General features: G+C 40.0%; 18 protein-coding genes. 4 read left to right on the forward strand and 14 right to left on the reverse strand.

All coding sequences use genetic code 11. The annotated features are described in order from the left end of the window. Window positions 1-110: 110 nt before the first annotated feature. Window positions 111-1,466 carry a phage portal protein gene (locus PPM_RS14440; RefSeq protein WP_014599930.1) on the reverse strand — a complete coding sequence of 452 codons (1,356 nt, stop codon included), beginning with the start codon at window positions 1,464-1,466 and terminating at the stop codon, window positions 111-113. 178 nt (window positions 1,467-1,644) lie between these two features. Here PPM_RS14440 and PPM_RS28015 point away from each other — a divergent pair, with 178 nt between their 5' ends. Next, window positions 1,645-2,454 (forward strand): hypothetical protein, encoded by an 810-nt coding sequence (locus PPM_RS28015; protein ID WP_014599931.1) that lies wholly within the window; start codon window positions 1,645-1,647, stop codon window positions 2,452-2,454. Between the two features lie 15 nt (window positions 2,455-2,469). On the opposite strand, the gene PPM_RS14450 is transcribed toward PPM_RS28015, so the two are convergent. Together PPM_RS14450 and PPM_RS14455 are read right to left on the reverse strand one after the other, a co-directional pair. Continuing rightward, window positions 2,470-3,894: a DEAD/DEAH box helicase family protein gene (locus PPM_RS14450; RefSeq protein ID WP_014599932.1), complete on the reverse strand. Its 1,425-nt coding sequence runs from the start codon at window positions 3,892-3,894 to the stop codon at window positions 2,470-2,472. After that, window positions 3,830-5,113: a terminase small subunit gene (locus tag PPM_RS14455; protein ID WP_014599933.1), complete on the reverse strand. Its 1,284-nt coding sequence runs from the start codon at window positions 5,111-5,113 to the stop codon at window positions 3,830-3,832. The genes PPM_RS14450 and PPM_RS14455 overlap by 65 nt, the downstream gene beginning before the upstream one ends. A 255-nt stretch (window positions 5,114-5,368) precedes the next feature. Here PPM_RS14455 and PPM_RS14460 point away from each other — a divergent pair, with 255 nt between their 5' ends. Beyond that, window positions 5,369-5,872: a hypothetical protein gene (locus PPM_RS14460; protein WP_014599934.1), complete on the forward strand. Its 504-nt coding sequence runs from the start codon at window positions 5,369-5,371 to the stop codon at window positions 5,870-5,872. Window positions 5,873-5,928: 56 nt separating this feature from the next. Here the strand turns inward: PPM_RS14460 and PPM_RS14465 are convergent, their stop codons facing one another. The 4 genes from PPM_RS14465 to PPM_RS14485 form a co-directional block, all read right to left on the reverse strand. Next, the gene (locus PPM_RS14465) at window positions 5,929-6,381 is read right to left on the reverse strand and encodes an HTH domain-containing protein (RefSeq protein WP_014599935.1); all 453 of its coding nucleotides are present in this window, start codon (window positions 6,379-6,381) and stop codon (window positions 5,929-5,931) included. A gap of 447 nt (window positions 6,382-6,828) precedes the next feature. Further along, window positions 6,829-7,083, reverse strand: a complete 255-nt coding sequence (locus PPM_RS14475) for a hypothetical protein (RefSeq protein ID WP_014599937.1) — start codon at window positions 7,081-7,083, stop codon at window positions 6,829-6,831. Window positions 7,084-7,290: 207 nt separating this feature from the next. Next, window positions 7,291-7,755, reverse strand: coding sequence for an NUDIX hydrolase (locus PPM_RS14480; protein WP_014599938.1), 465 nt, complete (start codon window positions 7,753-7,755; stop codon window positions 7,291-7,293). 201 nt (window positions 7,756-7,956) lie between these two features. After that, window positions 7,957-8,589, reverse strand: a complete 633-nt coding sequence (locus tag PPM_RS14485) for a hypothetical protein (RefSeq protein WP_014599939.1) — start codon at window positions 8,587-8,589, stop codon at window positions 7,957-7,959. Between the two features lie 115 nt (window positions 8,590-8,704). On the opposite strand from PPM_RS14485, the gene PPM_RS14490 reads away from it, so the two are divergent. After that, window positions 8,705-9,382, forward strand: coding sequence for a hypothetical protein (locus PPM_RS14490; protein WP_014599940.1), 678 nt, complete (start codon window positions 8,705-8,707; stop codon window positions 9,380-9,382). 326 nt (window positions 9,383-9,708) lie between these two features. Further along, entirely contained in the window at window positions 9,709-9,909 is a 201-nt protein-coding gene (locus tag PPM_RS14495) for a hypothetical protein (RefSeq protein WP_043921423.1), read from the forward strand. Window positions 9,910-9,974: 65 nt separating this feature from the next. On the opposite strand, the gene PPM_RS14500 is transcribed toward PPM_RS14495, so the two are convergent. The 7 genes from PPM_RS14500 to PPM_RS28655 all read right to left on the reverse strand — a co-directional run bounded on the left by PPM_RS14500 (window position 9,975) and on the right by PPM_RS28655 (window position 12,287). Then, window positions 9,975-10,175 carry a hypothetical protein gene (locus PPM_RS14500; protein ID WP_014599941.1) on the reverse strand — a complete coding sequence of 67 codons (201 nt, stop codon included), beginning with the start codon at window positions 10,173-10,175 and terminating at the stop codon, window positions 9,975-9,977. Then, complete coding sequence (locus PPM_RS28020) at window positions 10,168-10,608, reverse strand: YopX family protein (RefSeq protein WP_014599942.1); 441 nt, start codon at window positions 10,606-10,608, stop codon at window positions 10,168-10,170. The genes PPM_RS14500 and PPM_RS28020 overlap by 8 nt, the downstream gene beginning before the upstream one ends. Before the next feature lie 67 nt (window positions 10,609-10,675). Beyond that, complete coding sequence (locus PPM_RS30420; protein ID WP_269451080.1) at window positions 10,676-10,798, reverse strand: hypothetical protein; 123 nt, start codon at window positions 10,796-10,798, stop codon at window positions 10,676-10,678. Between the two features lie 48 nt (window positions 10,799-10,846). Continuing rightward, window positions 10,847-11,170, reverse strand: coding sequence for a hypothetical protein (locus tag PPM_RS14515; RefSeq protein WP_014599943.1), 324 nt, complete (start codon window positions 11,168-11,170; stop codon window positions 10,847-10,849). A gap of 33 nt (window positions 11,171-11,203) precedes the next feature. After that, a complete protein-coding gene (locus PPM_RS14520; protein WP_014599944.1) occupies window positions 11,204-11,401 on the reverse strand; it encodes a DNA translocase FtsK in 198 nt (65 codons plus the stop codon). A gap of 42 nt (window positions 11,402-11,443) precedes the next feature. Then, window positions 11,444-12,091 (reverse strand): hypothetical protein, encoded by a 648-nt coding sequence (locus tag PPM_RS14525; RefSeq protein ID WP_014599945.1) that lies wholly within the window; start codon window positions 12,089-12,091, stop codon window positions 11,444-11,446. Further along, a complete protein-coding gene (locus tag PPM_RS28655) occupies window positions 11,973-12,287 on the reverse strand; it encodes a zinc-finger domain-containing protein (RefSeq protein ID WP_148266404.1) in 315 nt (104 codons plus the stop codon). Before PPM_RS28655 ends, PPM_RS14525 begins: the two co-directional genes overlap by 119 nt. Window positions 12,288-12,360: the final 73 nt, after the last annotated feature.

Consider the following 12,360-nt stretch of genomic DNA (forward strand, 5'->3'; position numbering starts at 1 on the left):
CTGCTCGGTTTCTCGGTGTTGGCAATGACCTGGGATATGTCAGTCTCACAACACTGCAAACAAACCTTGTAAACACGTCCTCACCGCCTCTCAGGGCAAAATAAAAACACCTACTCTTCAGCGGTGTCAGATTCATCCTTTTCTGTTTTGTCCTTATCATTCAGCGGATCATCTTCAGGAAGATTGCTTAACAGTTTGTCTTTCTCTCCTTGTAATTCTTCCTGAGTTTTATTTAAATCGATAGCTGCGGTATTACCTGGTTGTAATAATACTTCGCCATGTTTATTAGGCAATGCTTTACGCGCCAGACCATCACGTACTTCATCTGGTGTTACAGTTCTTCTGTCAAGGTAAATTGCATCAATATCGGCTTTTAATTTCTGGTCCTTCAACGAAGTAGCATAGTGGAACTTAAACTCAATTACCCCACCCATCTTGAAGATCCCGTCAATAATGTGATTGTTGATATGCTCCACAATGTTTTCAGCAATAGACTGGATAGATTCATTCGTGTCATCGTCTTCACTGTCTGCGGTGCTTCGGTTCACATCTTTCGTTTGGCCCAGCTTTTTTGGTGAGATATCAAAAGCGATAGCCACGATCTCGATCAAGAACCGTTGCCAATCAAGAAACAGCGCCTTATCGTCCGTAGCTCCCAAATCAAGCACACTTGGGTTCTCTCCTCCGATAATTGGGTTCATTCCCCGTCCCAACACTTCGTTCTCCCAATACGCTCGAAAAGCAGCCACCGCCTTGCTATCAGCACTCTTACCAAGATTAATCAGCTTCCTAATCACAGTATTTGAAGCCTGTTTCCCAGCAGATCGATGCGCTGATATAAAGCTTTCAACTGATTCCCAAACCGTTTCTAGCGGTGAAAGTCCGAATGGTGTGTTAGTTCTCGGATTCATTCGTATATACATTAGGTCAGAAGACTTTAAATGAACATATTGCCCGTGAACTCGTTGTGCATAGCGATAAGAATTCTCTTTTCCATCCCAATCGGGATACAAGTCAACAGAGAAAGAATCTACAGGGTACATCCTAAATGGCCTGAGAGGGTCACCAGCTTTTAATACTTCCGATGAACCCGCGCTACATACAAGCATATCTTCAACAATTTGCTCAATCCATGAACGGAACGAGTCACCAGGATTCGGCTTCAGTAATGATCGTTCGATAATCTTACATATTTCCCGGTACTTCTCAGTATCATTTTCGTCAATAGCAGATACGGACCAGTTCAGTTTTGTGATTCCGTTCTTGATGACGTTAATTGCTCTACGCGGAATCGGGGATTCTGATAACGTTCGTAAGTTTGTCGGCGTTCGCTTTGGAGCTGGCTGGTTACTTCCCTTACTCATCATGATACCAAACGGGAATGGGTAACTTTCCGTCTGTCGTTCAGGTTCATTCTTCGGCCTTCCCGCCGCTAGCCAGTTAATTATCCACTGTCGTACACCCAAATCTGTACCTCCCTTCTGACGCAACAAAAAAGGAGGTCAGGAAATTTTTCCTGCCTCCGTATTCGTTCATATTTCTATGTCTAAATAATATCATTGAGTTGATTCGTTATCACTACGGATTTCAATCAAAATAATATATAATATAAAGTACTGAAAATATATACATGAGGTGATGATAATGCAAAATAAAAACATAAAAAGACTTACTCCAACGCCCGAAACAATTAGGAAGTTGTATCTTCTATCTGGTAATGAGTGCGCTTTTCCAAAGTGTAATGCGAGAATGATTGATGGTAATGGAAATTTCATTGGTCAAGTATGTCACATTGAAGCTGCTATGCCTGGAGGAGAAAGATTTAATCCAAAGCAAACAAATGAAGATAGAAGAGAGTTTAGCAATCTTATGTTAATGTGCTACGAACATCACATAGTCACGAATGATGTTTCTAACTATACTGTGAAAAAATTAAAAAATATTAAAAAGAATCATGAGGAAAAGTACTTGTCTGCTGTTAATAATATATTAAATTCAGTTACTGACAAGACCAAATCAAACAAATTTACATACGCTAATTCTTGCACAAAGCTAGTAAATGCTTGGGGCTGGAACCTCAGTGTTGAAGAACAAAAAGCACTTGTAGATGATTTGAACGAAACCTTGAATAATAGTCTTAATAAATTACCCCAAGAAACAAGGGAATTGCTGGTGGTAATGATAGAGCGATGCAGAGAACAAAAGGTTTATTTACACGAAATATCCAAGGTTACTGGTATAAGCCTCAGCAAGATGAAAGAAGATATCGATTTACTTATTAGATATAAGATTATTGACGAACCAGAAAGTGACGAATACAGCAATTATTACATTACATTCAAACTCATCAAAAAGGAATGGGAATTTTGGGATGATTTAAATGATACATGTAATAATTGCAATATTTCTTTGGAAGAATTGATTATTGGGCTTGATTTTAGTTTACTTGATTAGCCTTTCTTACGCTTGTCAACCAAATGAAAATACATTTTTGAATTTAATATTTGCAAAAGATAATACAAATGCGTCGGCCCTATCCGGTGAGGGTAGGCCGCGCTTTTTCATATCCTCTTTTCGTTCTAAAAATATCTTTCCGTTGCTACCCATCCGCCATTTTCGGGAAGTGAGCTGCGTTATAAGTTTCTCGTCATCTGGCAATTGCAGTTCACCCGGCTTGCCAAGCACATAGTTGCTCATATTAGCCTCAAGCATTTCTTTGACATGTCCCCACTGTTCAGCCCCTAGATTCCCATAATGACCGTCTTCCGCTGCTGATCCATTGTTAACTGGAATGATGGTGTAGCCTAGACTTTTCTCCTCATTAATCTCATTCAATCTATCTGTTACAGCTCCACCTATTCCACTATCATCAATTCTTATTTCTACTTCGTCCATTTCTGTACGCTCTGCCTTTACATCATCAACCAGGCGTAATACCCAGCCTGTGGTTGTCATAGTGTCCTGCTTGTGGTGGAAATGAGTCTTTACCACCTTGCCTCCCATACGTGCGTACATGGTTGTCTCATCGTCTCCAAAACGTGCAACGTCAACACCTACAAATAGCTTTGTTCCAGAAGGTTCAATTTTAACTTCATCTTTGGCAAATTCCGCAGCTTCCAGAGAGATGAATGTATCAGATTCACCACGGGGAAACTCGCCTTCTACACGAACGCGCCATACATCGCTTCCCTCTCCATATTTCCGTTTAAGCATAGCGATGTTTTCTTTACTCGTTCTCGGACTGTCCAAACAGGATACCTTACGTGTTTTATAATCAGATCTATCCTTATTGTGCGAATCATAAAAAACACCCGACGTTTTTGTCGGGTTTCCACACATCAGTATTTTATTGAACTCACCCGACAACGTACCTAAAATGGCTTCCATGATTGGATCAGCAACACCCGATGCCTCATCCACAACAAATAGCATGTAGTCCTCATGAAAGCCTTGCATATTTTCAGGCTTGGTTGCTGTCCGAGCTGTAGCGAACCATCGTTCCTCATAATTTTTCATGTATATTTTGGTCTTAGTCCACTTAAGGATTCGTTTCAGCACCGGACTTTTAGATTGCCATTTATTTATCTCAGCCCATAACACGTCATGTAGTTGCTGCCTTGTAGGAGCTGTACAAATTACCTTTGGATATGGGAAACACGACAAGAACCATAGAGCTGTTGCCGCTTCTAATCCTGTTTTTCCTACGCCTTGACCTGAACGTACTGAAACACGAGGATTATTAGCTAAATCCATTAGAGTGCTTGCCTGCCAATCATCAGGATAGAACTTAAGCATCTCTTGACAGAACAATGTGGGATTCTTGCGATACTCAGGAATCCTTTTCTTGAATGCTTGAAGTCTCCGTTTCGTCTCCGGTGAGTCCTTCGTCTTCATCGCCAACCACCGCCTCTACCCAATCGTCAATTAAATCGTCTTCTGAATTTCCTTCTCCAGTGACCTTTGCCCTTTCAAGCTCAAGTTTCTCACGTTGCATCTTAAGTTTCTCGTCTTCAACCATCCGTTTATGTTTGTCTGGAAGCAGATCCATGTATTTAGTTAGCACGTCCAATGCCTTGGTTTTGTCGTGTAGCTTTACGCTCACTCCATCCTTACCCTGCTTGACTTCTGAAACCAGAGTTCCATCAATTTCATCGCTGTTTTTAAAAGAGACATAATTGTATCTGTACTTCTTCGTTTCTCCAGTGTCAGGATCAAACACAGGATCTCCTTCTAAGCCAAGAACATCTTCTTCCTTTTGACCGAATTCTACGTAATCCGTAATGTCTGCGAAAGCAATCTTCATGTACTCCATTAGAACTCGCTGAGCATTTAAACCCACCTCGTCGATCATTGTTTCCTTGTGCTGCCGAATAATGTTTTGGATTTCAACTTTCTTCAACAGAGCGAAACCAATCTGATAGGCAGTTTTCTTACTGTATCCCGCCGCAATCGCTGACCTGGTAGCGTTGAAGTCTCGAAGGTATTCATAAGTGAATATCCTTTGCTTAGGCGTTAATCCATCCTCATCGGGAATTTCCGGTTCAGGTTCTTCAACAACCGTTGGAGCACTCTGTACTTTTTTGGAACGTTCCATATTACCGGAGCGTTCCGGTACTTTTTTCGGAGCGCTCCGTATTTTTGGAGTTTCCCCCAGCTCTTTTGATAGTGCATCAACAGTAAGCAGAGTAGCATATACTTCCCTCGGCTTATCACCTTGATATGTACCAATGAATTTGCGCCGCTCCATTTCATCAATCAGTCGGGCCGCTCTGCTATAACCTATCCTCATTCTTCTCTGTAATAAAGAAACCGAGGCTTGTTTGGCCTCGGCTACAATTTGGACAGCTTTTAGAAAAAGATCGTCTGGATATGATGTTGTATCTTCATCTTTCTTTGCAGGTTCATTTTTTTTATCAGTTTCATCTTCATCGGAACGTTCCGTATGTTTCGCTTCTCCAATCAAACTCTCCCACTTATCTTTAGCCTTCCATCCTCTTACCGTACCTTCAGATACACTAAGCTGAGATGCTATATCTGTGAGACGTATGTTGCCGGAACTGGCTTTGTATAAATCAAATGCTTCGTCCCGTTTAGGATCTCTCTTTCGTCCCATATCTTATTATTCACCCCTTTTGATAATGTATCTGAAGCTAAGGAAAAGTTTCCTGAACAAATAAAAAAGCACCTATTAAGGTGCTAGGTGCTAAATCTAGCTTTATCGCATCATTGAAATCACGTAAAAATAATTTTTTATATCGACATTTCTTTACATATTTCCCGAGTTTTTTAATTTTGATAGTTGTATAATCCTCTTAATGGTAGCTGGAAACTATCCGGCTATCAAAAAAGTGAGAGGAGATTTTTAAGAATGAAAAAGTTGGTTTCTATTTTGCTCACATTTGCCCTTTTGTTATCCGTGTCCGTAACAGCATTTGCAGAAGAAGCAACACCTACTAACCAGCAAGATGCAAAATACTCCATCAGTGTTGGTGATTCCGACATCGAATTGGCTAAAGGAGAAACTGTTGAAATACCTCTTACATTAATCCCTAAAGAAGGAACGGTTCATCCCAATGTTGATTTCCCTGGCACTGGGGGAATCCTTTCCTTAACTGCTGGGGCCAATTATGTCTTTTACAGAATAACTCCGTCGGTTCCAATAGATAATTTCACTGGAATAATGAGTATCACAGATTTGACTTCTGGATTAAGTAATGGGAATGCAATTGTATCTGGATTAGCAGGTCAAGTTGCTTATTCTGGTTATAGGAATCATACGTACCGCGCTTCTTTGGACGGTACAGGCACTTTACTTGGAATCCCTTATATTAATACTAACCCAAATGGGATTACTTGGACACATAATTGGTAATATTAGTTGAATTATATAAAGAAGCTTACAGTCATTGACTATAAGCTTCTTTTCTATTATAGAGTTGGTTTAAACAAATAGTGTAAGAAAAGACTTGTAACAGTTAAACTATATTTTTTGTCTATTGAGATCGACTTTGGGTCTTTCATAAATTGCTGTACATCATTCGTGTCTAACTTGGCATACAGTGCTATGGTTTCATATGAAATACCCCAATGCTGATTCAAAATATCAATAACGCCCTTTACTCGCTCACTTTCGTCTATCATTTGGATTCCATTAGCGAGCATAAAAAGCAAACTATCGAAATTCAGTTTAGAATGCGAATTACCTAATTCAGAAAAATCATTCTTGCCATTTAAATATCCCAAAATTACGTCTTCTTCAATTCCAGAAATTTTACTTAGGGTATCTGTAGTTATCTTGTAGACTTCCAAAACTCGTTTTAACAGCGCTCTAGGCCCATCTTCACCTTCGGACCCGTTGCTTGTGTCCCCATATAATTTCATTAAAGAAAACCCCTTTCATATAAATTCTTCTCCGACACGATGTACGCTAACTGATATATCATCCTTTTATTCCAGTTCCATACCTCCACTTCCAAATGAATAATTATATATATCATTATAACCAAAAGATGGGGATTTTTGTTGCATTGATTCATTTCATCTAATCATACAAATTTAGAAAATTGTCCTGATTTAACTTAGCAAAAAGAAGGAAATAGATTCCCATCTGCCTCGTTATTATAGATTGATGAGGTTGAGGAAAAGCTTCCCGAACAAATAAAAGAGCAACGATTTCACGCTGCTCTACTGTAGTGATCAGTAATTTATAAAATGCGGTTACCGCTAATCCGCCATGCCTGGAATAGGCCTTCAATGGACATCCTTCTTGCTCCGGGTTTATATTACCCTCTGAGTCCTGTCTCCGATTTAGTTTTAGTTTTGGAAAAATTACAGAAGTTGATCAGCTAGCGCTTTAAGGCCACTTGGTACAGCAATTTGTTTGCCGTCATGTTCATTGCCGTTTACATAAGCTGTGTCTTTGTCTGCATAGTAAACTACACCTTTACCGCCGATAATCGGGAAGACGCTTTCGTCGTAATCCAGATTTGTACCCACATACTTGCCATGCTTAGCTGCTTCACTTTCCGATGGATGGAGATGAAGAATTTTTGTGTTGTCCAAGTAAGCGTAACTATGTGCCATGTTTATTGCCTCCTAAAATAGTTTTAATTTGTTCCTGAATAAAGTGTAAATCCTTTCTACTCCGTACCTACTACGGATTTGCTAGTTCCTACTATCAGCAGAAAATAAAGTGGTAGACTGAGCCTAGAAATTGAAAACAGCGACAACCAAGGACGAAAAAAAGTCCTAGACTGTCGCTGTTCCATTGAACTAACGTTCCCCGTTAGCTTAAACCATATTCTCCAGATACTTGTTGAATAAGGCTAATGAGTATTGCTTTTGAGAGATCAAATTTTCTGTAATCTGTTTAATTACTTCTTTATCGCGTAGCTCAAGTGAATCTGGAATCAACAGATCCGTAGGTGCTATCCATTTCGAATCAATGATCTCCGTTGTATCTAACTGAAGAGAACCACCGATGATTTCACCAATAAAATGAAATAAAATAACCTGGTGATTTGTACTACTAATGAAGTTATAAATACCTGTAGTGGCTGTAAGTTTAACGTCGTAGCCGGTTTCTTCTTTTGCTTCTCTACGTGCCGCCTCTAGAATATCTTCATCATATTCGATTCTCCCTGACGGGAAGTTCCATGTATTCTTAACAGATGCTTTGTTTTCTTTGATCATAAGCAGCTTATCTTCATGTATTATCGAAACACTCACAACCAATACAATCCCGTTTTGAGTCACGCTAAAAAACCTCCATAGTTAGAAAATTAACGTCACTATTATTAGAACATATGTTCCGATTTTTGTAAATGACTGGATCACCGCTCATTATACTAACCTGCCCGTTAGCTTTATGAAGCATCGTCAAGACTATTACTTTATTTTCAGTCTAGAACTTTAGACACCTAAAATTAAGACCGCAAAGGCTTAAGCCCTTACGGTCTAATTTACTTCTGGCATCCTCAGTCCAATTTCACCTTCCTTGTTTCGTCCCCGACCATAGTCGATGGTGACAAAATCCAATGTACGGTTTGTCTTTAGGCTGTTTGCTATATTAACAATAACCCTACGTCGTTTATCTGCAAATGTAGTCGCTGAGATAGGAGGAATGTCCTTGCGATAACCTTTTTCCAAATATTGTTGAGCTTTGAGATATTTCATACCATCCATAAATAACAGCTTTGCTATCAATCCCTCGTGCTTATCACGCATATTGTTTATTGCAAACTTAATGTTATTCGTAAGAAATTGATAGAATTTGTAATTCACATGGCGCTGGTCTTTGAGCAGAACGGCGTTAGCTGTCACATCTGCTGTCAGTTCTTGTCCAGAAACTCGCTTGGCAACCGAGCCTTCCGCAGAAAGTAGATCATATGCAGCCATTCCGTTTTCAATCTGCTGAAGAGCAAACTCATAGTTCTTGATCACGTCTACCATATCGGTATACTTACCAAGTAGCCATTTTGTTTTACGGATATCTTCTTGTTCTAACTCATCAAAAAAGTTAATTTGAATAATTTTTATATTATCTTCCGTTTCTTCTTTTAACAACAATATAGAGTTGGTTGAAGTCATAAATACACCCCTTATTAATATTAATTGTTAATATATGTCGGAAAATTAGACATCATTTAAACTGTGTAATATTGTAGGGAGGAATAAAAAAATATAAACACAGGGAGCGATCAGTTTGTCTTCAAATCCAGCTATTGAATTTATTAAAAACGCACACGTATTAGAACACTATTTCAAGAAAAATCTATCGATCTCAAGGGTAATGATCAGAACTGAATCTCTCATTTTTCTTTTAGCATCAGTAATCTCAGTTCTGGTAACAGCAATATGTTCCTATTTTACAGACAGCAAAATTTCATTCATGTTTGTTTTATTATTTGGTGGTTTAACTATTTTCCTTGTAAATCGATCAGTTCGAAGCTCTCATAAATTTGTCTTTGAAAAATATCCCCGTTTTAGAGCAATTATTAATAATCGAATATTTGTTTTCAACTATGACACAAATTTTTTGTTTGCCTTTAGATGTGACAAAATAAAAAGAAAAGTTCGCAATTTAGGATTTCAATCTGCTCAGATTGACCTACTGATCGAATATTACACAAGTAAAAGCGCAGCTATTAAAATTAATCGTTGGTGGCCAATACCTCTTATTGGTCTGATACTTTTCCCTTTATGGAGTGAGTATGTTGGAAATGGAATTAGCTCGACTCCTTTCTCGGTTTTGCTTATTCTAGCAATAATTTTGATATTTTTAACTTTATATATTAACTTTACATTAAAGACTTTCTTACTTTTGAAAGCCAACAGGTACGATGAACTTGTAAATATATTAAAAACTATAAAAACACTGTAGTCATTAGACTATTTTTACTCTTTACTCCCTTTTCGGAGCTTGGATTGTCGCATTAGTTAAACCTATTACTCATGCAAAACTATACTTCATCATTAATTTCATAATGCGCCGTTTCTGGCGGCAGGTCTGTCTTGCAGTTGTAGCAAACTCTTGCCTTAACGTTGCTATCGACAATATGGGGGGCCACTATCTGCCCCTGAATTGGTTTAATCATCACAAGTGTCGATTTAAAACTTCGTCTCTCATATTGTCTACAACTTCATTTAACATATTGTTAACCTCTATTAGATCTGATAAAATTAAATTCAAAAAATTAGGAGAACAACATGGACTTTTTAACAGTACTTCTCATGTGTATTCCGCTTTATGCTGCATTCAGAGCTTTTATAATCACTCGTGATCCAGAAGCAAAAAAAAGAATCCCAAAAACGACACTAAAAGCTCTAACTTTTTTTGCTTACTTTATATTTATCGTTTTGGGATTTTTTATAATTACAGAAGCTATAGAATACCTCTCTCAGTTATAATTGAATTGGTAGTTGCAAGTAGTTTTATAAATCTGAAGGGATTTAGAGTACGGGGGTAAAGGCTGCTATGCCTCAACCCTCCTCAAATATTTCGTAGCAAATCCTCCGATGTACCCTTCAAGCCGCACAACCTCCGAACCGCACAAGTCCCAAGGCTCTGATTTTACTGTCCATACCTTATCCTTGTACTTCTCCTTACGGGCCTCATAGCAACCGTGCATTACAACCTGATCGCCTTTTTGTAGCTTATATGTCCGTTCATTCACCTTTACCGCCTCCTTGGGGCTGTAGCAGCTCCGGGTTATCGTGTATGTTGCCTATTACCTCAGACTCCCTCTCCAGATACTCCCAATCGTCGTAAGCAATATCTCCGCCTATCAGAAAGCTTCCATTCTCGTAACTGACTTGAGCAAAATTATATGTTGGTTCCGTATTTTCAGGTGTTTCGTAAAAATTAGGGATTTTCAGAACATCACCATCGTAGATTTCCTCCCCATTCTTATCCGCCGAACCCGTGAACCTTAACCAGACTACATCCATTTCCCAATCCCAACCGTCTTCGTCTTGACGAGAAGTGTCTGTCAAGAATAATGCTCCTTTTGAAGCGATTTCTATTTCAAAGTTGTCATCCAACTCAGGACCGAGCATCACTTTATCTTCTTTATCCCACCATTTGAACTTAATTTTTGTATCACTCATTTATCCATTCACTCTCCTTGAAGGTGGTATATAGGGGTATAGGGTAAGAGGCCAGAAGGCCCCCTGTTTAAGCGTTGTATGGCAACTCCGTAACCTCTGCTTCACAATCTTCATCTGTCATGGTAGCAAGCAGGCTTTCTTCGTATCCGATCTCACGCAGCAGTTTACGGTCATTGGTTTCAGTGTTCATTTTCATTCGCTCCTTTGATATTTATATTGGGTATAGGGTAAGAGGCTGTTATGCCTCCATAATTGCAATTTCTCTTTCATAGCGTTCCCAGTCATCTTCATCGAAACAATTCTTGTAATCCGACAATTCATTGCCGAAATACCCTATAACATCGTTAATTTCAATGCAGACGGAAGTCGGGCAAATCTTTGCATCATAGCCGCCTTCACATAAAAAATCATATCCCATCAAGTCTACAAAACCAGCAACGTCACTGTAGTCTAAATGAACATATGCGAATACTGTTTGGTTTTTTTCAAAGTTTTGCGTGTACAGTCCAGTTTCACGCTCTCTCAAAAGATCATATAAATCCGGGTTCACTTGTCTGGACATGTATATCTCTCCTTTATAGGTAGTAGGGGGAAACTATTTAATGTGAATTTCGCGCGGCTTATCCCCTCGGTACGGCCCGATTAGGTCCTCTTGTTCCATCCGGTCGATGATTTTAGCAGCCCATACATATCCAATACGCATTTTCCGCTGGAGGAACGTAACCGATGCTTTACGGTTGGCCTTCACTACCTCCAATGCTTCCTCGTAACGTTCCAGCTTTTCTATGTTCATTTTTTATATCTCTCCTTTGGTGTAGTAGGGGGTGTATCCCCCTTAAAATAGGGTTAGTTGCACCGAACGCCTTGGCTCGGCTGGCATCCATTGCTTGCCGTATTCCTGCATCCACTCCGCTACAGTCTTGCGCCGATTCCATTCGCTCCGGGGAATCCAGCTTGTATTGTCTCCCTGTACAGCAGCGTTGTACGGGGCAAACCATTTAGGTAGCATCATTCCTAACAGATGCACGCGAGCTCTGACAGGGCCACACAGCAAGCCATCAAGGTAACGAATTCGTTCTTCCTCAGACATTCGCACGGTCCCACCGATAAATACCAGTTGTTCCGTTTGCAGTAACCTCGTATCTCCCCCAGGTTGCAAAATGGGAACCGGATTGTATCCGCGCCGCCTCATATCCTGCAAATACCATGCTGTAGCTTCTGGGTTGCCAATCTCGTCATACTGCATGTACTGGTGACGGGATTTAACATTACGGTCAATATAGGCCCGATAGCCTTGATAAGATATGCAATCCTCAGTAAACGTCCCAGGGTCCCATATCACCGCCCGATTCCGCATGTATGGCTCAAGCCAACTGGGGTACTTTCGCAGCAGGGTCGCACTCAGGAGCCAGTACGGTACGCTGCTGGCCTGCTCTGCCAGGTGCTTCCGGTTTACCCCGGCGACGTAGATAATCCGTTCCATGTTCATCGCCCTTTCTGCCGAGCTGCTTTCCATAGTCTTGTAATTGGCGACCTACAGGGCAATTCATTTTGCAGTGCTTATCCAACTTGGATGTAACACTGCCGTACTTACGATTAAATTCGTCCCGCGTTGGGCAACCGGAACATTTTTGCTCTAGTAGATCACCAATCGCTATAACTGCATCTATCCGGTTCATGCTTGAACCCCCCTTATGGAGGGCTGTTCCCTCCTTCTTATCCACTGGGCCTATCCTCTCTACCCTTGGGGGC

The organism is Paenibacillus polymyxa M1 (assembly GCF_000237325.1).
GTDB classification, from domain to species: domain Bacteria; phylum Bacillota; class Bacilli; order Paenibacillales; family Paenibacillaceae; genus Paenibacillus; species Paenibacillus polymyxa_C.

What these genes read in the sequence shown, in the direction of transcription:
- PPM_RS30420 (WP_269451080.1), bottom strand. Translation starts at nt 10,798, where the DNA reads ATGAACACTGAAACCAATGACCGTAAACTGCTGCGTGAGATCGGATAC.
- PPM_RS14475 (WP_014599937.1), bottom strand. Translation starts at nt 7,083, where the DNA reads ATGGCACATAGTTACGCTTACTTGGACAACACAAAAATTCTTCATCTC.
- PPM_RS14450 (WP_014599932.1), bottom strand. Translation starts at nt 3,894, where the DNA reads ATGAAGACGAAGGACTCACCGGAGACGAAACGGAGACTTCAAGCATTC.
- PPM_RS14520 (WP_014599944.1), bottom strand. Translation starts at nt 11,401, where the DNA reads ATGAACATAGAAAAGCTGGAACGTTACGAGGAAGCATTGGAGGTAGTG.
- PPM_RS14525 (WP_014599945.1), bottom strand. Translation starts at nt 12,091, where the DNA reads ATGGAACGGATTATCTACGTCGCCGGGGTAAACCGGAAGCACCTGGCA.
- PPM_RS14465 (WP_014599935.1), bottom strand. Translation starts at nt 6,381, where the DNA reads ATGAAATTATATGGGGACACAAGCAACGGGTCCGAAGGTGAAGATGGG.
- PPM_RS14495 (WP_043921423.1), top strand. Translation starts at nt 9,709, where the DNA reads ATGGACTTTTTAACAGTACTTCTCATGTGTATTCCGCTTTATGCTGCA.
- PPM_RS14460 (WP_014599934.1), top strand. Translation starts at nt 5,369, where the DNA reads ATGAAAAAGTTGGTTTCTATTTTGCTCACATTTGCCCTTTTGTTATCC.
- PPM_RS28015 (WP_014599931.1), top strand. Translation starts at nt 1,645, where the DNA reads ATGCAAAATAAAAACATAAAAAGACTTACTCCAACGCCCGAAACAATT.
- PPM_RS14515 (WP_014599943.1), bottom strand. Translation starts at nt 11,170, where the DNA reads ATGTCCAGACAAGTGAACCCGGATTTATATGATCTTTTGAGAGAGCGT.
- PPM_RS14455 (WP_014599933.1), bottom strand. Translation starts at nt 5,113, where the DNA reads ATGGGACGAAAGAGAGATCCTAAACGGGACGAAGCATTTGATTTATAC.
- PPM_RS14485 (WP_014599939.1), bottom strand. Translation starts at nt 8,589, where the DNA reads ATGACTTCAACCAACTCTATATTGTTGTTAAAAGAAGAAACGGAAGAT.
- PPM_RS28655 (WP_148266404.1), bottom strand. Translation starts at nt 12,287, where the DNA reads ATGAACCGGATAGATGCAGTTATAGCGATTGGTGATCTACTAGAGCAA.
- PPM_RS28020 (WP_014599942.1), bottom strand. Translation starts at nt 10,608, where the DNA reads ATGAGTGATACAAAAATTAAGTTCAAATGGTGGGATAAAGAAGATAAA.